This window comes from Streptomyces sp. NPDC046465 (assembly GCF_040646035.1).
Classification (GTDB): Bacteria; Actinomycetota; Actinomycetes; order Streptomycetales; family Streptomycetaceae; genus Streptomyces.
Genome location: NZ_JBEYZK010000005.1, coordinates 77,083 through 99,505 on the forward strand (window position 1 = coordinate 77,083; position 22,423 = coordinate 99,505).

Annotated in this window: 18 protein-coding genes; 5 read left to right on the forward strand and 13 right to left on the reverse strand. The window is 70.7% G+C overall.

The genetic code is table 11. The annotated features are described in order from the left end of the window. The first annotated feature begins 13 nt into the window (after positions 1–13). The 3 genes from ABZ953_RS09650 to ABZ953_RS09660 all read left to right on the forward strand — a co-directional run bounded on the left by ABZ953_RS09650 (position 14) and on the right by ABZ953_RS09660 (position 4,661). Entirely contained in the window at positions 14–1,972 is a 1,959-nt protein-coding gene (locus ABZ953_RS09650; protein WP_361719447.1) for an acyl-CoA dehydrogenase, read from the forward strand. A 127-nt stretch (positions 1,973–2,099) separates the two neighbouring features. Next, a complete protein-coding gene (locus tag ABZ953_RS09655; RefSeq protein ID WP_361719450.1) occupies positions 2,100–3,575 on the forward strand; it encodes a hypothetical protein in 1,476 nt (491 codons plus the stop codon). 156 nt (positions 3,576–3,731) lie between these two features. Then, positions 3,732–4,661, forward strand: a complete 930-nt coding sequence (locus tag ABZ953_RS09660) for an endo-beta-N-acetylglucosaminidase H (protein WP_361719453.1) — start codon at positions 3,732–3,734, stop codon at positions 4,659–4,661. 150 nt (positions 4,662–4,811) lie between these two features. On the opposite strand, the gene ABZ953_RS09665 is transcribed toward ABZ953_RS09660, so the two are convergent. Further along, positions 4,812–7,088, reverse strand: coding sequence for a glycosyl hydrolase family 18 protein (locus ABZ953_RS09665; RefSeq protein WP_361720148.1), 2,277 nt, complete (start codon positions 7,086–7,088; stop codon positions 4,812–4,814). A 471-nt stretch (positions 7,089–7,559) separates the two neighbouring features. Here ABZ953_RS09665 and ABZ953_RS09670 point away from each other — a divergent pair, with 471 nt between their 5' ends. Beyond that, complete coding sequence (locus ABZ953_RS09670) at positions 7,560–8,309, forward strand: trypsin-like peptidase domain-containing protein (protein ID WP_361719456.1); 750 nt, start codon at positions 7,560–7,562, stop codon at positions 8,307–8,309. Positions 8,310–8,335: 26 nt separating this feature from the next. On the opposite strand, the gene ABZ953_RS09675 is transcribed toward ABZ953_RS09670, so the two are convergent. From ABZ953_RS09675 to ABZ953_RS09725, 11 genes are all read right to left on the reverse strand, one after another. After that, positions 8,336–9,571, reverse strand: a complete 1,236-nt coding sequence (locus ABZ953_RS09675) for a cytochrome P450 (protein ID WP_361719459.1) — start codon at positions 9,569–9,571, stop codon at positions 8,336–8,338. Between the two features lie 29 nt (positions 9,572–9,600). Further along, entirely contained in the window at positions 9,601–11,547 is a 1,947-nt protein-coding gene (locus tag ABZ953_RS09680; RefSeq protein WP_361719462.1) for a condensation domain-containing protein, read from the reverse strand. Continuing rightward, entirely contained in the window at positions 11,544–12,299 is a 756-nt protein-coding gene (locus tag ABZ953_RS09685) for a 4'-phosphopantetheinyl transferase superfamily protein (RefSeq protein WP_361719465.1), read from the reverse strand. Before ABZ953_RS09685 ends, ABZ953_RS09680 begins: the two co-directional genes overlap by 4 nt. Next, on the reverse strand, positions 12,293–13,726 hold the full coding sequence (locus ABZ953_RS09690) for an MATE family efflux transporter (RefSeq protein ID WP_361719468.1): 1,434 nt from the start codon (positions 13,724–13,726) through the stop codon (positions 12,293–12,295). Before ABZ953_RS09690 ends, ABZ953_RS09685 begins: the two co-directional genes overlap by 7 nt. After that, positions 13,719–14,876 carry an acyl-CoA dehydrogenase family protein gene (locus ABZ953_RS09695; RefSeq protein WP_361719471.1) on the reverse strand — a complete coding sequence of 386 codons (1,158 nt, stop codon included), beginning with the start codon at positions 14,874–14,876 and terminating at the stop codon, positions 13,719–13,721. The genes ABZ953_RS09690 and ABZ953_RS09695 overlap by 8 nt, the downstream gene beginning before the upstream one ends. Then, complete coding sequence (locus tag ABZ953_RS09700; protein WP_361719474.1) at positions 14,873–15,583, reverse strand: hypothetical protein; 711 nt, start codon at positions 15,581–15,583, stop codon at positions 14,873–14,875. The genes ABZ953_RS09695 and ABZ953_RS09700 overlap by 4 nt, the downstream gene beginning before the upstream one ends. Continuing rightward, on the reverse strand, positions 15,573–16,493 hold the full coding sequence (locus ABZ953_RS09705) for a hypothetical protein (RefSeq protein ID WP_361719477.1): 921 nt from the start codon (positions 16,491–16,493) through the stop codon (positions 15,573–15,575). The genes ABZ953_RS09700 and ABZ953_RS09705 overlap by 11 nt, the downstream gene beginning before the upstream one ends. Continuing rightward, positions 16,493–16,705, reverse strand: coding sequence for an acyl carrier protein (locus ABZ953_RS09710; RefSeq protein ID WP_361720151.1), 213 nt, complete (start codon positions 16,703–16,705; stop codon positions 16,493–16,495). The genes ABZ953_RS09705 and ABZ953_RS09710 overlap by 1 nt, the downstream gene beginning before the upstream one ends. A gap of 129 nt (positions 16,706–16,834) precedes the next feature. Then, complete coding sequence (gene lysA, locus ABZ953_RS09715; protein WP_361719480.1) at positions 16,835–18,148, reverse strand: diaminopimelate decarboxylase; 1,314 nt, start codon at positions 18,146–18,148, stop codon at positions 16,835–16,837. Continuing rightward, positions 18,138–19,538, reverse strand: coding sequence for a hypothetical protein (locus ABZ953_RS09720; protein ID WP_361719483.1), 1,401 nt, complete (start codon positions 19,536–19,538; stop codon positions 18,138–18,140). Before ABZ953_RS09720 ends, lysA begins: the two co-directional genes overlap by 11 nt. Positions 19,539–19,568: 30 nt before the next feature. Further along, positions 19,569–20,510, reverse strand: a complete 942-nt coding sequence (locus tag ABZ953_RS09725; RefSeq protein WP_361719486.1) for a 3-oxoacyl-[acyl-carrier-protein] synthase III C-terminal domain-containing protein — start codon at positions 20,508–20,510, stop codon at positions 19,569–19,571. A gap of 72 nt (positions 20,511–20,582) precedes the next feature. On the opposite strand from ABZ953_RS09725, the gene ABZ953_RS09730 reads away from it, so the two are divergent. Continuing rightward, a complete protein-coding gene (locus tag ABZ953_RS09730) occupies positions 20,583–20,888 on the forward strand; it encodes a phosphopantetheine-binding protein (protein WP_361719489.1) in 306 nt (101 codons plus the stop codon). A 19-nt stretch (positions 20,889–20,907) separates the two neighbouring features. Here the strand turns inward: ABZ953_RS09730 and ABZ953_RS09735 are convergent, their stop codons facing one another. Further along, positions 20,908–22,359 carry a fatty acid--CoA ligase family protein gene (locus ABZ953_RS09735; protein WP_361719492.1) on the reverse strand — a complete coding sequence of 484 codons (1,452 nt, stop codon included), beginning with the start codon at positions 22,357–22,359 and terminating at the stop codon, positions 20,908–20,910. Positions 22,360–22,423: the final 64 nt, after the last annotated feature.

A 22,423-nucleotide genomic window follows, 5' to 3' on the forward strand; every position in this document is an offset into this window, starting at 1 on the left:
GTAACCGTGCGCCATGGTCACCGACAACGCCGATTCCCCGAACGGCTACGTGCAGCCCGTCATCGACACCCAGGCTCTCGCCGAGCTGCTCGACGGCGAGTACGCCGAGGTCCGCCGCCTGGTCCGCGCCAACCTCTCGACGTACGCCGATGTGCTGGACGACGCGGAACAGCTCGGCTTCGACGCGTTCCGCGAGCGCGTGCGGGAGATCGTCGTGCAGATGGCGGCCACCGGTCAGACCGGCATGGGGTTCCCGAAGGAGTACGGCGGTGGCGGCGACATCGGGGCGTCGATCGCCGCGTTCGAGACGCTCGCCTTCGGTGACCTGTCCGTCCTTGTGAAGGTCGGCGTGCAGTTCGGGCTCTTCGGCGGTGCGATCCTGCAGCTGGGCACCGAGCGCCATCACGAGGCCCATCTGCCGGACATGATCACCGGGAAGCTGATGGGCTGCTTCGCGATGACCGAGACCGGACACGGCTCCAACGTCCAAGCGCTCGGCACGGTGGCCCGGTACGACACCGAAAGCCAGGAATTCGTCATCACCACCGGCGAGGACCAGGCGCGCAAGGACTACATCGGCAACGCGGCCCGGCACGCCGAACTCGCGGTCGTCTTCGCCCAGCTCGAGGTGGGCGGAGAGCGCCGGGGTGTGCATGCGTTCGTCGTGCCGATCCGCGTCGGCGGCAGGGTGGCCCCCGGGGTCCGTATCGAGGACGACGGCCGCAAGATGGGTCTCAACGGCGTCGACAACGGCCGGATCTGGTTCGACGACGTGCGCGTACCGCGCGAGGCACTGCTCAACCGGTTCGCCGACGTCACGCCCGAGGGCGTCTACCGCAGTCCGATCGACAACCCCGACCGCCGCTTCTTCACCATGCTCGGCACGCTCGTGCAGGGACGTGTGAGCGTCGCGGGCGGTGCCGTCAACGCCGGCAAGGTCGCCTTGGCCATCGCCACCAAGTACGCCCTGCGCCGACGGCAGTTCGAGGCGGCCTCGGACTCCGAGGAGCAGGTCCTCCTCGACTACGGCATGCACAGGCGCAGGCTGCTCCCGCTCATCGCGCGGACCTATGCGCTGCACTTCGCCCAGGACGTCACGCGCACCCAGTTGCACGCGGTCTTCTCGGGGATCAGCGACGACGAGCAGGCACGACGTGAGCTGGAGGCGCGGGCCGCGGGCATCAAGGCGCTCGGCACCTGGCACGCGACCCGCACGATTCAGGAGTGCCGCGAGGCGTGCGGCGGCGCCGGTTATCTCGCCGTCAACCGGTTCGCCGCGCTCAAGGCCGACAGCGACGTCTTCGCGACGTTCGAGGGCGACAACCACGTCCTCCTGCAACTGGTGGCGAAGGGCCTGCTCACGCACTACGCGAGCGAGTTCGAGAGCATGGACCAGCTCGGCATGGTCCGGTACGTCACGAATCTCGCCGTCGAGACGGTCATCGAGAAGTCCTCGGCCCACAAACTGCTGGAACGCGTACGGGACTTGCTGCCGGGCGGCGATGAGTGGGACCAGGAGGCGGGCCTCCTCGACTCGGAGTACCACCTCGCCATGCTCCGCTTCCGCGAGGAGCACATGCTCGCCGGTGCGGCACGTCGGCTCAAGCGCGGGGTGGACCAGGAGGGCCACCCCGGCGTCGTCTTCTCGCAGGTGCAGGACCACGTCATCGCGGTGGCTCACGCCCACGTCGAGCGGCTGGTGCTCGAGGCGTTCGTCGACAAGGTGCGGGGGCTGCCCGAGGGCGACAACAAGGTGGCCCTCGGGCTGCTGTGCGACCTCTTCGCCCTCTCCACGATCGAGACGGACCGTGCCTGGTTCATGGAGCACGGCCGGCTGACCGTGCAGCGGTCCAAGGCGATCCGCCGCGAGGTGAACGACCTCTGCGGCAAGATCCGGCCCCTTGCCGGTGAACTCGTCGACGCCTGGGGCATCCCGGCGGAGATGCTGCGCTCGCCCGATCTGGTGGGGTGAGTGCGCGGGTCAGCACGTACGCCTCACGTGCTCCGCGCGTACAACCATCAGCCGATTCCGCGTGTCTCGCAGGTGAACGACACCCGCGCGCACGCGTCTCGAGACCGCTCGCGCTGAAGGAGGAACCGTGGGCATCCGCCGACCCGCCCTGTCGACCGCCGTGGCCGCAGCCCTGATCGGGTCGCTCGGCCTCCCGGCCGTCGCGGGCACCGCGGCCGCGCAGGCCCGCGCCGTCACCGTACGCGAGGACTTCGACGGCGACGGCTACCAGGACGTGGCAGTCGCCGCCCCCGGCGCGACGGTCGGCGGCCACGCCTGGGCCGGTTACCTCACGATCGGCTACGGCTCGGCGCACGGCCTCGACCCGGCCCGCACCACGGTCATCAGCCAGGACACCCCGGGCGTGCCCGGTGCCTCCGGCGACCACCAGGTCTTCGGCTACGACATGGTCTCCCGCGATCTGGACGGGGACGGTCTGACCGACCTGGCGGCGGTCGCCCGCGGCCACCGACCGGACGACGACGTCAGCGGATCGGTCATCGTCCTGTGGGGCCGTAAGACAGGCATCTCGGGTGAGGGCGCCGTCCGCGTCGACGCACCGGCGAACGCCCAGGTCGGCGACGACCTCACCGCCGGCGACTTCGACGCCGACGGGCACGTGGACCTGTTCATGCGCAACGGCGAGGACTACGACTACCACGACGTGCTCTACGGCCCCTTCGGCCGGAGCGGCGCCCCCGCGCGTGAGCAGCGGGTGCAGGTGTACAGCACCGACAACTCCATCAACTCGACGGCCGCGGGCGACTTCAACGGCGACGGCATCGAGGACCTCGCGACGTTCTACGTCTACGAGAACCACGCCGAGGGCGGCAAGCTGTGGCTCGGCACCAGGACCGGCCTCTCCACCGTCCCGCAGCGACTGGACTCCGCGGCCGGCACGGCCGTCGCCGACTTCGACCAGGACGGCTACGCCGACCTCGCCACGCGGATCTTCCCGGGCGGCGACACCGAGGGCACCGAGGAGGACTTCGGCACCGTCAAGCTCTCCTACGGTTCGGCCGCGGGGCCCAGCCGGACCCGTACGCAGACGATCACGCAGAACACGGCGGGTGTGCCCGGCGTGAACGAGAAGGGCGACCAGTTCGGCGGGCGGCTGAGCGCGGGGGACGCGAACGGCGACGGCTATCCCGACCTGGCGGTCGGCGTCCCCGGCGAGGCGATCGGCTCGAAGGCGAAGTCCGGCGCGGTGGTGCTGCTCAAGGGCGGCAGGAGCGGGCTCACCGGCAAGGACGCGCAGGCCTTCCACCAGGACACGGCGGGCGTGCCGGGGGTCGCGGAGTCCGGCGACGTGTTCGGCGGATCGGTGCGGCTGTCCGACGTCACCGGTGACGCCAAGGCGGACCTGGTCGCGGGCGCGCCGGGGGAGAACCTGGGCTCCGTCGTGAACGGTGGCGCGGTGTGGCTGCTGCGGGGTGCCTCTTCCGGCCTGACGACCGCGAACTCCACGGCGCGGAACCCGAAGGACATCGGGGCACCGGCGTCGAAGGCGCTGTTCGGCGAGAACCTCAGTGGGGACAACGGCCCCGGAACGGTGATCCCGTAGCGCACGCGCCCCGTCGTGGCGTGTGATGCGTGGAAGTTGTGAAGATCTCCCCTGTGATTCGCCGCATTCGGTCACCTGAGCGGAAAACTCTGAGGGCTCACTCGGCGCTTTCGAACAGGTCGGGCGCCGACCCACACGATGGGAGACCGATCAACGATGTTCACTCTGGTACGGAGCAGAACGCGGACGGCAGCGCTCGCGCTCTCGGCCGTCGCGGCCCTCGCCTTTGGTACGACCGCCACGACCGGCGCGGCGGCGGCCCCCGCGCCCGCCCCGGCTCCCAAGAAGCAGGGACCGACCTCGGTGGCGTACGTCGAGGTGAACAACAACAGCATGCGCAACGTCGGCAAGTACACCCTCGCCAACGGCGGCGGCAACGCCTTCGACGTCGCCGTGATCTTCGCGGCGAACATCAACTACGACACGGGCAAGAAGGCCGCGTACCTGCACTTCAACGAGAACGTGCAGCGCGTCCTCGACAACGCCGCCACGGAGATACGGCCGCTGCAGCAGAAGGGCATCAAGGTCGTCCTCTCGGTGCTCGGCAACCACCAGGGCGCAGGCTTCGCCAACTTCCCGTCCAAGCAAGCGGCTTCGGCGTTCGCGAAGCAGATGTCGGACACCGTGTCGAAGTACAACCTCGACGGCATCGACTTCGACGACGAGTACGCCGAGTACGGCAACAACGGCACCGGCCAGCCCAACGCCGGCTCGTTCGTGAACCTGGTGACGGCGCTGCGCACGAACATGCCGAACAAGATCATCAGTCTCTACAACATCGGCCCGGCCGCGTCGCGCCTCTCCTACGGCGGCGTCGACGTCTCGTCCAAGTTCGACTACGCCTGGAACCCGTACTACGGCTCCTGGCAGGTCCCCGGCATCGCGCTGCCCAAGTCCAAGCTGTCGCCCGCGGCCGTCGAGATCGGCAGGACCTCGCAGAGCACGGTGGCCAGTTTCGCCCGCCGCACGGTGAGCGAGGGGTACGGCGTCTATCTGACGTACAACCTCGACGGCACCGACCGCAGCGCCGACGTCTCCGCGTTCACCAGGGAGCTGTACGGGAGTGATGCCGTCTACACGCCGTGACGTGACGGTGCCTGCCGCATCTTGACAACGATGTCGGAGCGCGGTCGCACATGGCACACATGGCAGGGGAAGGGGCCGCTTCGGAGGGAGGTTCCGAAGCGGCCCCGGCTGTCCTCAGGTGGCTGCTTCAGTGTGGATACTTCAGTGCGGTTACTTCAGACCGCGGTCCAGCGCGTTGAACAGGGTGTTGTTCGAGGTGTCTCCGGACATCTCCCAGATCATGCCGCCGAGCAGACCCTTGGACTTGATGTACTGGGTCTTCTTCTCGATCGACCAGGCGTCGTCGAAGGACCACCACTGGCCGTTCGCCCCCGTGTAGCCGTACGTGGAGACGGACTGCTCGTCGTGGTAGACGGTCAGGTTCGGGAAGGCGGCGACGAGGTTGTCGTAGCCGCGGGTGCCCGCCTCCTCCTGGAACTGGCCGGGCGCGGCGCCGTTGGCGCTCTGCCACTCGCCGTGCGCACCGCCGTCGGCGACCTGCTGCCAGCCGCGCCCGTAGAACGGGAAGCCGATGGTCAGCTTGCGCGGCTTGATGCCCTGGTCGGTGTACACCTTCACGGCGTCGTCGATGCTGAAGTCGGTGGGGTACGGACTCTGCGCGTCCTTGTACAGGTTGGCCTGGTGTCCTGTGCGGTTCGGCTCCCAGGAGTTGTCGCTGCCCGCGCCGTGGAAGTCGTAGCCCTGGACGTTGCCGAAGTCCAGGTACTTGAAGACCTCCTTGAGGTCCCAGCCGTCGTTGATCTTCTTGGCGTCGGCCGGGGTGAAGGCGGTGAGCAGCCGGTGGCTGCCGCCGAGCGCGTCGAGCTGCTTGCGGAACTCGGCGATCAGGGCGGTGTTGTTGGCCTTGTCGTCCGTGCTCCAGTGGTTGCCGGGGTGGCCGTCCGGCGATCCCGGCCACTCCCAGTCCAGGTCGAAGCCGTCGAAGATGCCGGCGGCGACGCCGTCACCGCCCGCGCCGTTGTACGCGGGCAGATTGCCCTTGATGTACATGTCGACGCAGGACTTGACGAACTTCTTCCGCGAGTCGTCCGTCCTGGCGACGTCGGAGAAGTACTTGGAGTAGGTCCAGCCGCCGAGCGAGACGACCACCTTGAGGTTCGGGTGCTTGGCCTTGAGCTTCTTCAGCTGGTTGAAGTTGCCGCGCAGCTTGCCCCAGCCGTCGTCGGCGACGCCGTCCACGGACTGCCCGGCGGGGAAGGCCCGGCCGTAGTCGGCCTCCGCGTCCCCGGCTCCGTCGCCCTGGTTGGGGTCCTGGGGGTTCTGCGTGGTGCCCTTGGTGACGCCGTTGAGGCAGGTGAGGTTCTTGGGGTCGACGTTGGCGAAGGCGTAGTTGATGACGTCGAGCTTGGCCGCTGCGCCGGACGTCTCCAGGTCCCTCACGAAGTACTGCCTGCCGTAGATGCCCCACTGCACGAAGTAGCCGACCTTGGCGTAGCCGCCCTGGCCGACGGGCTCCTTGGTGGTGACGGCCAGGGTGTTGCTCGCTGGCGAGGCGTTGTCGGCGGCGTCCCGCGCCTTGACGGTGAAGGAGTACTCCGTGTCGGGCGTCAGTCCGGTCACGGTGCTGGTGAGGGTGTCGGCGGGCAGGCTCTCCACGAGTGTCGTGCCGCGGTAGACGTCGTACGCGGCGACGCGCTGGTTGTCGGTGGCCGCGTCCCAGGCGAGCTTCACGGTGCTCGAAGTGACCTCGGTGGAGCGGAGGTTGCGGGGCGCGGTGGGCGGCACGGTGTCGGTCGCCGGGTCCACGGTGGTCGCGCTGACGGGAGCGCTCGCCTCGCCGACGTTGCCGCGCGAGTCCTTGGCCCGGACGCTGAACTGGTAGGCGGTCGCCGGTTCCAGGCCGCGCACGGTGGCCTGGGTGGTGGCGCTGGCCGCCACGACGGTGGTGCCGCGAAGCACCTCGTACGAGGCGACGGGGAAGTCACCCTGTGCGGCGGCCGTCCACTTCAGGCCGACCGTACGGGCGGTGGCATCGGCGACGCTCAACCCGGTCGGGGCCTTCGGGGGCACGGCCGCGGTGCCGTCGCACTTGTCGCCGTTGATGAGGCAGCCGGTGGGGGCCTTGAGCTGGCCGCTGCCGCGGAAGCTGTAGCTGTACGGCTCGGTGTCACGGCCCGCCGGGACGCGGGCGTTGTAGTACGCGGGCGTCACGACCACGTGTTTGCCCTTGATCTCGGCGGTGCCGTGGGTGTGGCCGCTGATGGTGACGCCGTCGGGCAGGTCGAACTCCAGGGACCAGGTGTCGACGGCCGTGTCGCCGCTGTTCTTCACGACGAACTTGCCGGTCCAGGACGAGCCGCTGCCCTCGCTGACGAAGGTGGCGGTGAGCTTGGCGGCCGCGACGGCGGGGGCCGCGAACGAGGTGAGTCCGGCCAGCGCCAGTGCGAGCACGGCCAGGACGGCGATGAGGCGTCGGGGGTGGGCCAGGACCTCGCGGGGTCCGGCCGTGGATCTGAGTGGGGACACGGCTCTCCTTGGGAGGTGAGGCGTCCGTCCGTGCCGGGCCCGCGATGCAGGCTCTTGCGGTACAGACCTTTTGAGGTTCAGACCTCTTAGAGAACCACCCTCCGTGGGCATGTCAACGCGGGTGGAAAGGGGTGCGGGCCGTACCAATGCGCGGCGCCGGACGCCTCTGCCACGCTCCCGCGCTCGTAAAGGACTGGACCAATGCGGCGAGATTTTGCCGCACCTTGACTCGACGGCTGATCGACCGGTTCGCTCCTCAACTCGCCTTCAGGTGAAGGGCATTGCGGTGCCGTCCGACGCGCCGACCCCCGGCCGTTCACGCACCCGCCTGCGGGTATTCACCGTCCATCAGGATCTTTTGTGCGGGGCGTCACAGAGAATCCTCAGATTCCCGGGGCATGCTTCCCCGAGATCGAGCGAGGGGAGCGACGGATGGCGAGGCGCGTACGGCTGAGACGCAGGCCCCTGCGGGCGCTGCTCACTGTGGGTGCCCTGTTCTCGTGCCTCGCGCTCGCGGACGGCAACGCGCTGCCCCACGCCGTCACGACGACCGTGCGGCCCGCACCGCCCGAACCGCCCGATGCGGCGCGGGTCGGCGTCCTCCTCGACGGGGGCCTGGGCGACGACCACTTCTGCTCCGCGTCCGTGGTGCACAGCAAGGGCCGCGACCTCATCGTCACCGCGGGCCACTGCCTCAGCGACGGCGAGGGCGTCACCTTCGCGCCCGGCTACCACGACGGCAAGGCCCCCTACGGCCTGTGGAAGATCGAGCGCGTTTACGCCGACGACCGCTGGGCCCGCGACGGGGACGAGGACCACGACCTCGCCTTCGCCGTCGTCGAACCCCGAGGCGGCCGGAAGATCGAGGACGTGACCGGGGCCAACACCCTGGACACCACGGCGGACCCCGATCACCGCGTCACCGTCACCGGCTACCCCTCCGACGAGGACGCCCCGCGCACCTGCACGAGCACCACGAACCGCTTCCGCGCGGGCCAGCAGCGCATCGGCTGCCCCGGCTTCAGCAGCGGCACCAGCGGCAGCCCGTGGGTCACCGCCGACGGCCACGTGATCGGCGTCCTCGGCGGCTACCACGAGGGCGGCGACACCCCCGACGTGTCGTACAGCGTGATCCTCGGCATCGAGGCGGCCACCCTCTACGCCAAGGCCGCGCACGGCTGAGCGGCGCGGGCGTCAGGGCGCTGCGCTCACCACTGCACGGGCAGCGCGTTGACGCCGAAGACCAGGCCCTGGCGTACCGGTACGTCGTCCAGCGGCACGGCGAGCCGCAGCGTCGGAAAGCGGTCGAAAAGCGCTCTCAGCGCGATCTCGATGTCGAGGCGCGCCAGGTTCTGACCGATGCACTGGTGGGCGCCGAAACCGAAGGAGAGATGGCTTCGGGGGTTCCGCCGCAGGTCGAGTCCGTGGGGGCGGGCGAAGACCTGCGGGTCACGGTTGGCCGCGGGGTTGAGGAGCACGATGCCGTCCCCGGCCCGGATGACCACGCCGCACGTTTCGATGTCCTCGGTGGCGACGCGGATCAGGCCGCCGGTGAGGGACAGGAACCGCAGCAGCTCCTCGACCGCGTTCGGCCAGAGTGCCGGGTCGCGGCGCAGGAGCGCGAGTTCGTCCCGATGCTCGAGCAGGGTCAGGACGGCGACCCCGATGGTGGCCACGGTGACGTCCTGTCCTGCGACGATGAGGACGGTGCCGTAGTGCGCGAACTGTTCGGCCGTCAGCTTTCCCGCTCCCACCCGTCCTGCCAGGTCGTCGAGGAGCCCGCTGCCCTGTTCACCGGCGGCGAGGCGGCGCTGCTTGGCCGCACAGAGCGACGTCAGATAGTCGACGAGGCCGGGCACCGGGTCGAAGTTCCGGTGCAGCAGTTCGTGGAAGTGCGTGCGGTCCTCGTCCGGTATGCCGAGCATCTCGTGCATGCTCGTCGTGACCAGGGGCCGGACGTAGGCGCTCATCAGCTCGACGGGCTCGCCCCGCGGCGCGGCGGCCAGTTGGTCCAGCCGTGCTTCGGCGTCCGCTTCGATCGCGGGCCGCCAGCTCTGTATCCGTTTGAGGGCGAGGCCCGGCTGGAGGGCGCGCCGCTGCTCGGTGTGCAGCGGCGGGTCGGAGCGCAGGAGGGCCCGCATGGCGGGGTGACGGTCCGGGCGGCCCAGGACCAGGAGCCGGGCGAGCTTGGGGAATTCGGCCTTGTCCCGGTCCACCGTGAGACGTTCGTCCGCAAGGAGGGAGCGGGTCGCGGCGTGGCCGGTCACCGCCCAGATCTCCCGTCCGTCGTAGAGCCGGATCTTCGTCACCGGGCCGCTCGCCCGCAGGTCCTCGTACTCCCGGGGAGGGTGGTAGGGGCACGTCCGGGTCAACGGGAGGCCGGGGAGCGCGGCGCCGGGGTCGTCGGGGGTGTCCTTGACGGTGTTCACGTCGGTGCTGTCCATCAGTGCTTCCTGGTAGTGCCGGTCGGGGTTCAAGGACGGGCTCTGAGTTTCGCGGCGACCGCCCTGAGGGGGAGGGGCCCAAGGAGGTCGGCCGGGACGATTCCGGTGAAGCCGGCCGCGTGGAGGTGGTCGGTCACCCGGGGCGCGAGTGCCGTCCTGCCGCCCGGCGGCAGGTAGGGAGTCGCCATGTCGGCGGGGTGGGCGGGGCAGTGGGCACGGACGGCGGCGGCCAGGGCCTGCTCCTGCGGGGTGCGGGGCGGCGCCGGGTGGAGCGGTCGTCCGTCGCCCTCGGTCACCACGGCGACCCTGCCCCAGCCTTTGACGCTCAGCTCGTCCGGTGCCCGCGCACACACCACGTACCAATGGGGGATGACCAGGGAGGGGTGGTCTACCTGGGCGGCCGCCAGGTGCTCGCGCAGCTCGCCGGGTGTGGTGGGTCCTGCCGCGTAGGCGACGAGCCGGGCCTCGCCGTCGTCGGAGAAGACCTGGGCCGCCGTCACCCCATCGAGTTCGGCAAGGCGTGCGGCGCACGCCCCGGTGTCCACCCAGGCGTGATCCACCAGAACCCACCCCGGGTCGAACTCGCGCCGGGGGAAGCCGAGTTGCTCCTGTATGCCGCCGATCGGGGCGTCCAGCGGCAGCGTGCCGTCGGCCCAGCCGGTGATCAGCGCGCCCATGGCGCGCACGGCGCGGGCGATGCGGTCCGCGTCGGTCACGGAGGTGTGGCCGTGCATCGACAGGACCACCCCGTCCGCGCCGGTTTCCACCGCGAGGTACAGGTCGGCGCTGTTGTCCTGCCAGTCGATGGGCGCCTTCTCGATGACGAAGTCGTCGGTGGCCACGGCGCCGTCGGGCCGGTCGGGCGGCGCCGTGTCGTGCTCCGGTCGTGCCTGGGCGAAGTAGTTGTACGTGACGCCGATCCGCAGGTTCATCCCGCGCTCGTGGCCGGCGCGGGCGCGTTCCTCGGTCATCTCCAGCGTGGAGTAGCGCGCGTACCGCTGGGCCGCCACGACGGCGCGGAACACCTTGGTCAGCAGCGCGTCCGACGTGTCCTGCGCCGTGACGTCGAAGACGACGAGAGCGGGCTGGAAGAAGCAGCCCACCGCGGCGGACAGCCGCGGGTCGGCCCGGTTGGCCGTGTCCATGGACACGACGCAGCGCTCGCTTCCCGACAGGGACGACAGGGCGGTGCCGAAGGCCGCGAGGTAGACGATGCCGGGGGAGACCCTGTGCCGGGCGGCGACCCGTTCGGCGGCGAACGGCAGCGCGCGGGACCGCAGGGTCACCCGCTCGTAGGGACTCGGCGGGGTGTATCCGTTGAAGTGCCCCACCGGCGCCGGCCGGTAGTCGGGGAACATGCCCTGCGGGATCGTCCGGTAGCGGTCGCGCCAGTAGGCGCGCACGCGCTCGCGGTAGCGGGTCTTCTCGGGGGAGTGGTCGAGTTCGGCCTGCTCGCGCGGCTGCCGTGCGGGAAGGAACGGCGGGGTGTCGCTCTCCGCGTCGAGGAGGGCGAGGAAGGCGCGTTCCAGAACCACCCAGCTCTGCCCGTCGATGGCGCTGTGGATGGCCGTCGCCACCACCCACGCGCCGTTGCCCGGTTCTCTGATCAGGGCGAACCGGACGGGCCTGTCCCGCGCCGGGTCGAAGGCGCGGGCGGCGAGACGCTCCATGACCGCGGGTATCTCCGACGCGTCGCCCTCGGCGCGCACCTCGAAGGCCACCTCCCATGGCGGGCGCACCGCCTGGACCGGCCTGCCGGTGCCGTCCTGGAGGAAGTTGGTCCGCAGCGACTCGTACCGGCGCACCAGAGCACTGAGCGCCGCGAGGACGGTGTCGTCCGGCAGGTCCCCGCCGATGCGCCAGGTGCGGGTGATCTTCACACAGTCCCGGTCGGCGCCGTAGGCCGGTACGTCGAAGTACAGGAACCAGTAGTGCTCCTGGCCCCAGAGCATGGGGGCCCATCGGGTGTCGTTCACTGCGGCTCCCACTGTCGGATCGTGAGGTGCGCGGGCTCGGCACCGTCGAGGGCGACGGCCGCACCGTGACCGGCCGGTGCGGGGACGTCGTGGACCAGCCATCTGCCGGGCAGCCGCCGCGTCGGGTCGTGTGCGAGGACGGCGCCTCCGCCGACGGGGGGCGCGGAGACGAGCAGGCGCAGGCCGTGTCCGAGCAGGCTCGCCCCCGCCGCTTTCGTGCACGCCTCCTTCCTCGCCCACAGGGTCAGGAACACGTCGGGCCTGCGGGCTTCGAGGGCGTCGGCCACTAGTGAGCTCTCCTCGGCAGGGAAGTAGCGGCGGCTCAGCGCGACTACGTCTCCGCCGGGCCGTACGCGCTCCAGGTCGACGCCGATGTCCCGCGGGCCGGTCACGGCCAGCAGGGCGTGCCCGTCGCAGTGGGACAGGTTGAAGCGCACGGTGTCCTCGTGACCGGCGATCCACGGTTTGCCCCAGCGCCCGGTGTGCCAGGCGAGCCGTGCGGGCGGCCGGCCGACGTACCGGCCGAGTATGTGGCGGGCGGCACCGCGTGCGGCCTCGAACCGGCCGCGCAGCACGGGGTCCCGCATACGGGAGGAGCGGAGCCGCTCCTCGGGGCTGAGGGCCGCGCGGAGCGGGGCGGCGGACCGCTCCATCACGGCGTCGAGGTCGATCCGCCAGACACGGACCCGGTCCGCCCCCGGCGCGCGCTCGCCCCGCGTTCCGGGCCCGCGCCCGGCTCGGCTCCCTAACATGCCTCCGCCTCGGCTCTCTTGGCGCCCGCGACGAGTCTGCGTACGTAGGCGGCCCCCACGACGAGGGCCACGGCGCTGACCAGATTGGAGACGGCCACCGTCCAGTAGAGGCCGTCGGGACTGTCGGCGGCGGCGACCGCCCAGCGGCCGACCACGACGTTCCCGCCGAAGTAGACGATGTTCAGGACCACCGCGCGGCCACCGCCGCCGACGTGTTCCAGCAGGGTGAGCGCCACCAGGACGGGCCCTTCGACCACATAGGTGAGGCCCACGACGGCCAGGTACCTGGCGGCCACCGCGGCCGCTTCGTCGTCGCCGGTCATCAGCTGCGCGATCGGGTCCCGGCCGAAGAAGGTCGCGAGGGCGATGACGGCGAAGACGGCGAAGGACAGCAGGATGCCGCTGCGGTAGGTCGGCGCCACGCTCCCGTACGCACCGGCGCCCCGCTGCTGGTTGATGACGATGGCCGTGGCCGAACCGAGCACGAGCGCGGGCATGATGATCAGGCTCTGCACCGATGAGGCGGTGGAGAAGCCCGCCACCGTCGCCTCGCCGAAGGGGCCGAGCACCCAGACCAGGGCCAGGCTGTAGAGGGAGATGATGCCGAGGGTGGCGCCCACGGGCAGGCCGACGGACCTGATGTGGCCGAGCGTCGCCGGCTGCCACGGGGCACGCTGACCGCGCCGCCACAGGCCCGCACGCCGCAGCAGCCACAGGCCCGCGGCCGTGCCCGCCACGGCGCAGACGGCGGCGGCGATCGGCAGGCTGTTCATGCCGAGCCCCGTGCCGAAGCCGAGCCAGGCCACGAGCGCGATCTCGACGAACGAGCTCACCAGGGTGAGGATCAGGCCTTGCCGCGCGAACCCGAAGCCGCGCAGGGCGGACGCGCAGAGCGCGGGCCCGAAACCGAGCAGGCTGACCACGGACATCCACCGCAGGAACCAGATGAACTCGTGGTGTGCGGCGGCCGACACGTCGAAGAACGTGGCGAAGGCGGGCGCGCCGAAGGAGAGCAGCAAGGTCAGTGAGGTCCCGACCACCACCCAGACCTTCGTCATGCTCACGGTGAGCGGGAAGGCGTCCTCGGGGGCGTCCTTGCCCTTGCTCATCGCGCAGGCGACCTGGGTGCTGACGGCGAGGGCCGCGTTGATGGCGCTGAACACCATGCCGAGGGGCAGGAAGAGCGAGCGCACGTACAGGGCGTTGCTGCCCATGCGCCCGACCATCGCCACCAGGATCAGCATGGTCAGATAGCCGACGATCTCACCCATGACCATGGGGACGGCGAGGCGGCCGATCTGCAGCGTGTGCCGGGCCGGTTTCGGCTCCGCGGCGGCGGGCCTGGGGGCGGACGTGTTCGTGGGCGAGTCCATGGAGGTGCCTTCGGTGTTCTTGGTCGGCGGGCCGGTGGTGGGGTCGTCAGCCATGCCGACCACCCCGGGAGAGGTCCTTGAACACGCTCATGCGCTGGATGTTCTCGGTGCCCTCCATGTACTCGATGCCGCGTGCGTCGCGCGCCAGCTTCTCCAGGAACGGGTGGTCGAGGCGGGCACCGGGGCCGAAGAACGCGAGGGCCGCCACGGTCACGTCCTCGGCGAGCCGGGCCGCCCGGAGCTTGGCCATGCACGCCAGTTGACCGGCGGTGATGTCAGCGTCGACGGTGGCCGCGGCCCGCCTGGTCAGACGGCGTACGCCTTCGACGCGGCGTGCCAGGGCGTCCAGCCGGTGCTGTTCGTCGCGTGTCAGGCCGCGTCGTTCGCTCCGCACGTACTCGTGTGCCGCCCGCGCCAGGCCGACGCCCATGCTCGCCACGACGGGCCGCAGCAGGTTGAAGGTGCGCAGCCAGCCGGCCATGCCGCGCCGGGTGGGCGAAAGGTGCCTGCCGAGCACGCGCTCGGGGGCGATCTCCACCGACTCCATGGTGAGGGCGCCGAGTTGGGCTCCCCGCAGGCCGAGCGTGGGCACGGGGCGTACGTCGAACCCGGGCTGACCGGCCTCGACGAGCGCCGCGTTGACACCGAGCGGCCCCTTGCCCGTCCGCGCGAACACCACACCGAGTTGGCCTCGCACCGCGTTCCCCACGTACTTCTTGGTCCCGTTGAGGCGCCAGGGCCCGGCCGGGTCGGCGCGGGTGAGCGACGTGGCCATGGCGGCGGCGTCGGAGCCGTGCTCCGGCTCGGTCAGCGCGAAGAAGGTCCACGTCGGCTCGGCGAGAAGCCGCCCGTAGAACCACTCCTTCTGCGCCCGGTCACCCAGGGCGTCCACCAGGACCCCTGCCATGGGTGCGCCCGGTGCGGCGAGGGCCGTGGCGAGATCGCCCCACGCGGCCTCCTCGTAGTACACGACACGCTCCGCGGCCGTCATCAGGTGGAAGCGCCGACCGCCGATCACGAGCGGGTCCGGGTTGTACGCGGGCGGTATCTGCAGGGTGGCGAGCCGCCCGAGCCCCGCGAGGTGCAGCAGCCGGGTGGGGAGCGTCGGGTCACGGTCCACGTCGAGTGCGTGGGGGCGCACCTGGGCCCACCACTCACGGGCCTGCCCCTGGAGCAGGCTGTGGTGCGGGTCGAGTTCGATCACTGGACGGCCTCTGGTTGCGCTGGTTCCGAAGGCTCCGAAGGCTCCGAAGGTTCCGAAAGTTCCGAAGGTTCCGCGTGACGGTGGCAGCTGTACACGTCGGCGATCAGTTCGGAGAGCAGGGCCGTGCGGCCGGGCCCTTCGGCGGTGAAGCCGAACGCGCCGAGGAGACGCAGCAGCCTCCGGTCGACGGCGCTGATCTGGTGGTGCAGGTCGCCGAGGGCGGCGGGTCCGTGCACGGGGGCCAGCAGGACGCTCTCGACCTCCGTCTGCTCGGTGACCGCGTCGGCCAACGCGCCGCCGACCAACTGCTGGCGCAGCAGGGGAGCGCCGTGGACGGTGCGCTGCTCCAGGTAGCCGAGGCACGCGTCGAGCAGGGCGCGGGACAGCCCGAGACGCAGCCATACGAGCGCTGCGAGCGCGTCGGCGTCGTCCGACCCGGCCTGCTCCGGGGCCGCCACCGGGTCACGGACGATGGTCAGGCCGCAGCCCCGCAGCGGCTCCGGAAGCACGTCGTCGGCGTCCGGCCGCCGCCCCGACGGGACCACGGCGTGGCCCGCGGGACCCCGCAGCAGGGCGCCCTCGGGGTGGGCCCCGTACAACTCCTCGAAGGCCCGTATCGCTCCGGACCTCCGTGCTACCTCGTCGATCCTCCGGTGGAACGCGAGGCGGCCGGGACCGGTGTGCTGTTCCTCGGTCTCACCCGGCATGGGCTCTCTTCCCTTCCTGGCCGGCTTCGGCCTGCCCGCCGTCCGCCGCGACGTCCAGTCGGCACCACCCCAGGTATCCGAAGCGCGCGTCGTAGTCGGCGAGGAGGACGGGTCGGCCGGTCCTGCGCAGGTCCGGCAGTTGTTCCGCGAGCACCGACCAGATCCCGGCCGCCGGTCTGCCGTCGGGGGCCAGGTGCACCGTGTATCCCTCGGGGGCGCCGGCCCAGTGGCGGGCCAGCCCCGCTCCGGCGATGAGTACGGGCCGGACGGTGCCGTCCGCGACCGGTGGCGTCAGGGTGGCGAGCCGGGCGGGTACGTCCCCGGGCGCGACCCCGGCCAACTGGTCGCATTCCAGCGCGCCGAGCTCGCCCGAGGCGTCCAGGACCAGGGCGACGCCCGTGTCGTGCCGGGCACGCAACTCCTCGGGTATCGGGCCCCGGTGGTACACGGCGCTCTGTTCCGTGATCAGGACCAGAGCGCGGCGGGCGTCCTGGACGGCGATGCCGCGGACAGCCATGCGCAGGGCGGCGAAGGGCGATGTGATCCCCTGGTCGGAGATCGCGAAGGCGAGGCCGGTCCGGGGGGTGGACCGTTCCAGGCGGCTGAGCGGCCAGCCCGGTGCCGCGTCAGGGGTGGCGTGGGCGAGCAGGGCAAGGTCGAAGTCGTCATGGGGCGCGAGCTCGGGCAGCATCGCCGAGACCATCGCCGCGTACACCGTGCGCCCCCGGGTGAAGGCGTCGTCGTCCACCGGAAGACCGGCGGTGGACACGAGATCCGAGAAGAACTCCCGGTCGCCCGCCGGGAACGGCTCGTCGGCGGCCTCTTCGGGGGCGAACTCCCGCCGGTGTACGAACGCGAGGCGCAGCGGCGCGGGTGCGCCGGCCGTCGGCGGGGGAACGGACGTGTGCATCACTGCTCGGCCTCGTCGAGCTGCCTCGCCGCGTACGCCGCGAGCGACCCGACCGTCTCGAAGTCGTCCGGCTCCAGGGTCTCGGGGTCGAACTCGAAGTCCAGCTCGTCCTCGAGCGTCATGAGCAGTTCGAGGATGCTCGTCGAGTCGAATCCGAGATCGTCGAAGAGCCGGGTCTTCTCGGTGATCGAGTCCGGCTCGCGCTCGCGCATCGTGGCGAGCGCGGAGATGGTGGTCCGGGTGATGAGGGGCAGTCCGGCGGAGGACTGGGCAGGTGCGTTCACGATGGTCTTCTCTCTCCTTCGTCTTCTTCTTCGTCTTCGTCCGGGTGGTCGTTCGCGTCAGGGCGCGCTCGCCCGGCCGTCGGCGCTGGTGAAGTCGTGGCTGTACTGCTTGCCGAGCAGGTCGTCGATGCCGTCACGGGCCCGTACCAGCAGGGCCCGGCCCTCGTGGACGAGGACTTCGGCGGGGTGGCCGTGGCTGAGGAAGAGGACGGGCGACGCGCTCGGCCCGTAGGCGCCGGACTGGAGTACGCCGATGAGGTCGCCGACGCGGAGGGGCGGCAGGGCCACCTTCTTGCCCAGCGTGTCGTTGGGCGTGCAGAGGGGGCCGGCGATGTTCCATGCCTGGTGCTCTTCGGTGGCAGCGCGGTTGAGCAGCCGTATCGGGAAGTTGCGCTTGACGAACGATCCGATGCCGACCGCCGCCATGTGGTGGTGCGTGCCGCCGTCGACGATCGCGAACCGCTCGCCCCGCGATTCCTTGAGATAGCGCACCCGGGTCAGGTAGATGCCCGCGGGCGCCGTGAGGTAGCGGCCCAGTTCCATGACGAGCCGCGTCCGGGGGTGGTCGGCGGTGAACTTCTCGATGAGCGGATTCAGCAGCGCGGTGAGGGCCGCGGGGTCGAGGGCACGCTCACCGTCGAAGTACGGAACGCCCAGACCGCCCCCGATGTCGACGAGTTCGAGGGAGAAGTCGAGGGCGGCGGAGAGTTGCTCGGCCGCTTCCAGGATGCGCTCGGTGTGCTCGGCCACCACGCGCTCTTCCAGGACGCGCGTCCCCATGTAGATGTGGACGCCGATCAGGCGCACCGAGGGGAAGCGCAGCGCCAGGTCCCGCTGGGCGAGCAGCGTTTCCTGGTCGATGCCGAACTGCCTGCTGGTGCCGCTCATCACGAGCTTGGCGCCCTTGACGGAGAAGTTCGGGTTGACGCGGAGCGCCACCCGCGCGGTGACGCCTCGCTCGGTGGCGAGCCGGTCGATGAGTTCCAGCTCGTCCAGGGATTCGCAGACGATCGCCGCGATCCCCGCGTCCAGACAGGCGATGAGCTCCTCGGTGCTCTTGCCGGGGCCGGGGAAGACGATGTCGTCCGGTTCGAATCCGGCTCGTCGCGCCGTGGTCAGTTCGGCCAGCGAGGAGACCTCCGCGCGCGCCCCGAGGGAGCCGAGCAGGGCGCAGACCGAGGCGTTGGGGTTGGCCTTGAACGAGTAGAAGATCTCCAGGTGAGGATGGAGCAGGTCGCGCAGGTCCTGGTACTGGCGGGTTATCGCCGCCGCGTCGTACACGTACAGCGGAGTGCCGAACTCGGCTGCCAGGTCCGTGCCGGAGAGGCCCTGGATGTGGAGCTCGGTGGCGGGCGAGGGGTCAGTGGCCATGCCGGTTCTCCTCCGTGAGGGCCGTGATGTGTGCGGCGATCCGCTGGTCGAGGGCGGCGAGACGGTCGTCGTTCTCCGCCACGACGATTCCGTACAGGCGGCCGTCGAAGGTCTCCCGGCCGTCGGCGTCGAGCCGGTGCTCGGCCGCGTTGACGGTGGCGTAGTTGTTGACGAGGAGCCCCTCGGAGGACGCGGGTGTCAGCAGGGTGTCGCCGAGCCGGTCGGCCAGGCGGTCGAACGGCAGATGGCCGCGGAGGGTGAGGGGGTACTGGGTGGCGAGTGCGACCCGCCCCTCGGGAACGAGCCGTTCGCGCACGCGTTCCTGGTACGTCGACATGTTGTTGCGGGCGTTGATCTCCACGAGGGGATACAGCCCGTCGTCCGGGTCCACCATGGCGTCGACCCCGACCGTGCCGACATAGCCGTCGGCGTGGAGCCGGGCCCCGATCCTGCGCGACGCCTCCGCGAGCCCCGCACGCTGGTGGCTGTCGAGACGGGCCGGAATGCGGTGGCCCTTGTGGACGCCGCCCTCCGTGACGGCCTCCCGCACGAAGTCGAACGTGCGGGTGCCGGTCCGGTCGATGGTGAACTGGTAGTTCAGGTCGGTCTTCTTGGCCACCCACGTCTCGACGACCATGTTCACGCGGTCGTCGCCCGTGCGCTCCGCGCGTCGGGCGATCTTCCGTACGACACGGTCCAGGGCCGACCGGTCGGAGACGACGAGCAGCCCTTTGCCCGACACTCCGTAGGAGTCCTTCAGCACGACCGTGCCTCCCCGGTCCAGGAGGTGCCCGGACTCGGCGGCGGCGCCGAGCAGTTCGCCGACCGTGCGGCAGACCCAGCCCCGCGGCTGTCGCAGCCCCAGCTCGTCGGCGATCTCCCGGCTGTAGGCCTTGCCGTTGACCGCTTTGCAGATCTGTGCGGACGGTCCCGCGAGCCGCAGGCCGGTGCTCTCGGCGAGGAGTTCCTCCCGCTCGGACACCCCGTGCGGCCAGAGCACGGGGCTGCCGGTGAGCGCCCCGATCTCTTTGAGGAGGGCGGGGTCGGCGAGCACGTCCTCCGTGACCGTTCGGACCGGATCCTGCACAGCGGGGGTCAGTACGCGCGGCAGCTCGAAACCCAGTGCCGCGAGGTGCGACAAGTGGGCTTCGTCGGGCGCCGACTTGAGGAGCACATGATCGTCCGGTCCCGCTAACAGCAGACAGAACTCATCCATGCGGTGGGCGATCTCGCGGGTGGCACTCACCGCGATCCGCGGCAGCCCCGGTTCGTCCGCGGCCCATTGGTTCTCGACCTCGAAGTTGCCGAGCAGCACCATCGGCGTGTCCGCGGCTCCGGCGAGTACGCGACGTATCCGGGTGGGCCAGGATTTGGCGGCATTCGTGTTCACGGTGCCTTTGTCAGAACTCACTTTCCGTACTCACTTTCCGTGTTCGAAGGCCATGGCGGAAAATGTCGCGCCGAGTCCGACTGCGGTCATCACATACCGGCTTCCCGGAATCAACCGTCCTGCTGCGCGGGCGGACAGGTGGTTGAGGAAGGGGTCCGCGCCGAAGCAGTGCCCGATTTCCGCGATGTTCTCGGTGAAGAGGCGGTCGGTGCCGCGCATTCCGAGCTCCTTGAGAACCGGCATCCAGGACAGCCGATTGACGTTGTGCGGCAGAATCAGGTCGATGTCCCCGACGGTGAGGCCGGCGCGTGCCACGGCGGACCTGATGACATCCGCCAGCACCTTCGGATAGACCTCCTGGAACGCTTCGGCCGCTTCCGGGGCCATGTCCATGCCGTCCTCGAAGGCGCCGCAGGTCTGCGTCGCATAGCCGAGGAGGCGGTCGCCCGGACCGCTCGGGCCGACCAGGACGGCCGCCGCGCATTCCCCCATCACGCCGGTGTCGGGGATCACGCGGGCGCCCTCCGTGAACACCTTTTCCCCCGTCAGGACCAGCGCGAGCGCCTCCGGATCACCGTCGTCGGTCAGCAGCCGCCCGGCGAGTTCGACGGCGAGCAGGCCCGCCGCGCAGGCGTGCTGGGTCACGCAGAAGGCGCGCGCGCCGTGCAGCCCGAGGGCGTCGCGCACCTCGTGCACGGTGCTGTGCGGATAGGGGGCGCCCACGGGCATCGTGCGGCCCTGGAGTACATGGCGAACGCGGTGCTCGTTCCCCCGCAGTCCCGCCAGACCGCGTGCCGCGGCCAAGAGCTGTCGTGCGGTGTCCGGTTCCTCGCAGACGCGGATCCGCGAGAATCCGAAGTACCGCTCATAAACCTTGATACGCGGTTCGGGAACTCCGCTCCGCCGCAGGAACTCCCGGGCCGGAACAGAACTCTCGGGCCAGTATCCGGAAACCTCTCGGATCACTGTCATCGTGGACTCCTCGCCAACTTCTGACAACGGCCGGGCTGTTCGTCCACCGGGAATCCCTCTACTATTGCGGCCATGGTCAACGGAGCAGCCGACGAGGCGTTCAGCGATGTCGTTCGCATATCCAGGGTCATCGGTGCGGAGATGGGTGACATTCTCAGCCGTATCCCGTTGACGCCCGACGAGGATTTCGTGGCGAGCGGGGGCGACTCGTTGCGGGCGGTCGATCTGATCACTCGGCTCGTCGACCGCTTGCACCCGGTCGAAGGAGAGGGGGCCGAGCGGCTGCGCGCGGCCCTGGTGACGGCCGTCTTCGACCAGGCGACTCCGGGGCATCTCGCGGCGGTGGTGGCCGCCGAGTCCGGGGCCCCGGCAGCCTGATCGCGGCAGGGCCGAAGGGTCACCGCACGCTCCCGCCGCCCGTGCCCGCCACCGCGGGCAGGGCGCACGCCTGCTTGATCGCGGTGAGATCCGCCTTCCCCAGCGAGGTCCGCGGCAGGGCCGACAGGACGTGCACACGGTGCGGCACTTCATAGGCGGCAAGGCGCTCGCGGCAGAACGCAAGGACATCGGCGACCGATGCGGCGCACGGATCCCGCAGCACGACCGCCGCGTGCACCGACTCCTCACCGTCCTTCTCGTGGCCGAAGACATGCGCTTCCGCCACGGCGGCACACGCGTCGAGGACGGCACTCACCCGGCCGGGCTCGACCTTGCGCCCGCCGACGTTGATGAAGCTGCTCTTGCGCGCCAGGACCGTCAGATCGCCCCCGGGGCCGACGCTGACCAGGTCCCCGGTGTCGTACAGACCGTTCTCGTCAAGCGCGTCGTCGCCGCCCAGGTACCCGGCGAACAAGGTGGCGGTGCGGACGTGCAGCCACCCGGCCCCCGCCGGGGCGTCGGCGACCCCGGCGGGCCGCAGCTCCCATGTCGCCGAGGGGTGGATCCGACCCGCGCACCCGTCCTGCCACGGCTCCTCGCGGTCGTACTGGCAGGCGATCACGCCGGCCTCCGTGCTGCCGTAGATCTGGCGCACCGGCAGACCGAACACGCGCTCCGCCTGCGCCCGGGTGTCCGTAGGCAGCGGTCCGCCCGACGACAGCAGGGCACGCAGGGAGGACGCGCGCTCCGCGGGGAGCGACGCCATGCCGAGAATGCGGTAGATCATCGGTGTGCCGAGGAGGACGGTGGCGCCTTCGTCGAAGGCCGTGTGCACCGCGCTGACGCTGAAGCGCGGCATGGTGACAATGCGGGCGCCGGACATGAGGGCGCCCGCGAACAGCCCCATCATGGCGAAGGAATGAGCCATCGGGATCGGGCCGAGCAGGCTGTCGTGCGCCGTGTAGCCGTACGTGTCGCGGTAGACGCACCCGCCGCGCTCGATGTTGGCGAGGTTCTGGCGCACGATCCGGGGCTCGCCCGTGGAGCCGGAGGTCATCCCGAGGAGCTCGGGGTTCCGGTCCGGCGCCTCCAGCGGCCCCTCGGCCGTCTCCAGCACGTCCGCGTACGCCAGGACGCCGTCGCCGCCGACCGGGCCGATGGAGTCCCGGGCGCCGACGCGCCGCGCCGCCGCCCGCCGCACCTCGGCCCGTGCCGGGTCGGCCTCCAGGCACAGGACATCGACCGAGGCAGACGTCAGTCCGAGGAACACGGCGAGGCTCTCGGCGGAGTTGTCGAGCGCCAGGGCCACGCGCGCACCGGCCCGGTACGTGCGGCGGGCGTGTTCGCTCACCCCTGCTGCCATGTCGCGCAGCCGTAACCAGTCGGTGTCCACCCATCGACCGGCGGTGAAGACGCGCACGGCGGACGCTTCGGGGCGCTCGGCCGCGTGCTGTTCCACTTGCCGGTGCATGTGTACGGGCATGTGTACGGGCAAGTGCATGGGCCTGTGCACGTGTTGTTGTTGCTGCTGCTGG

What these genes read in the sequence shown, in the direction of transcription:
- ABZ953_RS09650 (WP_361719447.1), top strand. Translation starts at nt 14, where the DNA reads ATGGTCACCGACAACGCCGATTCCCCGAACGGCTACGTGCAGCCCGTC.
- ABZ953_RS09660 (WP_361719453.1), top strand. Translation starts at nt 3,732, where the DNA reads ATGTTCACTCTGGTACGGAGCAGAACGCGGACGGCAGCGCTCGCGCTC.
- ABZ953_RS09670 (WP_361719456.1), top strand. Translation starts at nt 7,560, where the DNA reads ATGGCGAGGCGCGTACGGCTGAGACGCAGGCCCCTGCGGGCGCTGCTC.
- ABZ953_RS09675 (WP_361719459.1), bottom strand. Translation starts at nt 9,571, where the DNA reads ATGGACAGCACCGACGTGAACACCGTCAAGGACACCCCCGACGACCCC.
- ABZ953_RS09685 (WP_361719465.1), bottom strand. Translation starts at nt 12,299, where the DNA reads ATGTTAGGGAGCCGAGCCGGGCGCGGGCCCGGAACGCGGGGCGAGCGC.
- ABZ953_RS09690 (WP_361719468.1), bottom strand. Translation starts at nt 13,726, where the DNA reads ATGGCTGACGACCCCACCACCGGCCCGCCGACCAAGAACACCGAAGGC.
- ABZ953_RS09700 (WP_361719474.1), bottom strand. Translation starts at nt 15,583, where the DNA reads ATGCCGGGTGAGACCGAGGAACAGCACACCGGTCCCGGCCGCCTCGCG.
- ABZ953_RS09705 (WP_361719477.1), bottom strand. Translation starts at nt 16,493, where the DNA reads ATGCACACGTCCGTTCCCCCGCCGACGGCCGGCGCACCCGCGCCGCTG.
- ABZ953_RS09710 (WP_361720151.1), bottom strand. Translation starts at nt 16,705, where the DNA reads ATGCGCGAGCGCGAGCCGGACTCGATCACCGAGAAGACCCGGCTCTTC.
- lysA (WP_361719480.1), bottom strand. Translation starts at nt 18,148, where the DNA reads ATGGCCACTGACCCCTCGCCCGCCACCGAGCTCCACATCCAGGGCCTC.
- ABZ953_RS09725 (WP_361719486.1), bottom strand. Translation starts at nt 20,510, where the DNA reads ATGACAGTGATCCGAGAGGTTTCCGGATACTGGCCCGAGAGTTCTGTT.
- ABZ953_RS09730 (WP_361719489.1), top strand. Translation starts at nt 20,583, where the DNA reads ATGGTCAACGGAGCAGCCGACGAGGCGTTCAGCGATGTCGTTCGCATA.
- ABZ953_RS09735 (WP_361719492.1), bottom strand. Translation starts at nt 22,359, where the DNA reads ATGCACCGGCAAGTGGAACAGCACGCGGCCGAGCGCCCCGAAGCGTCC.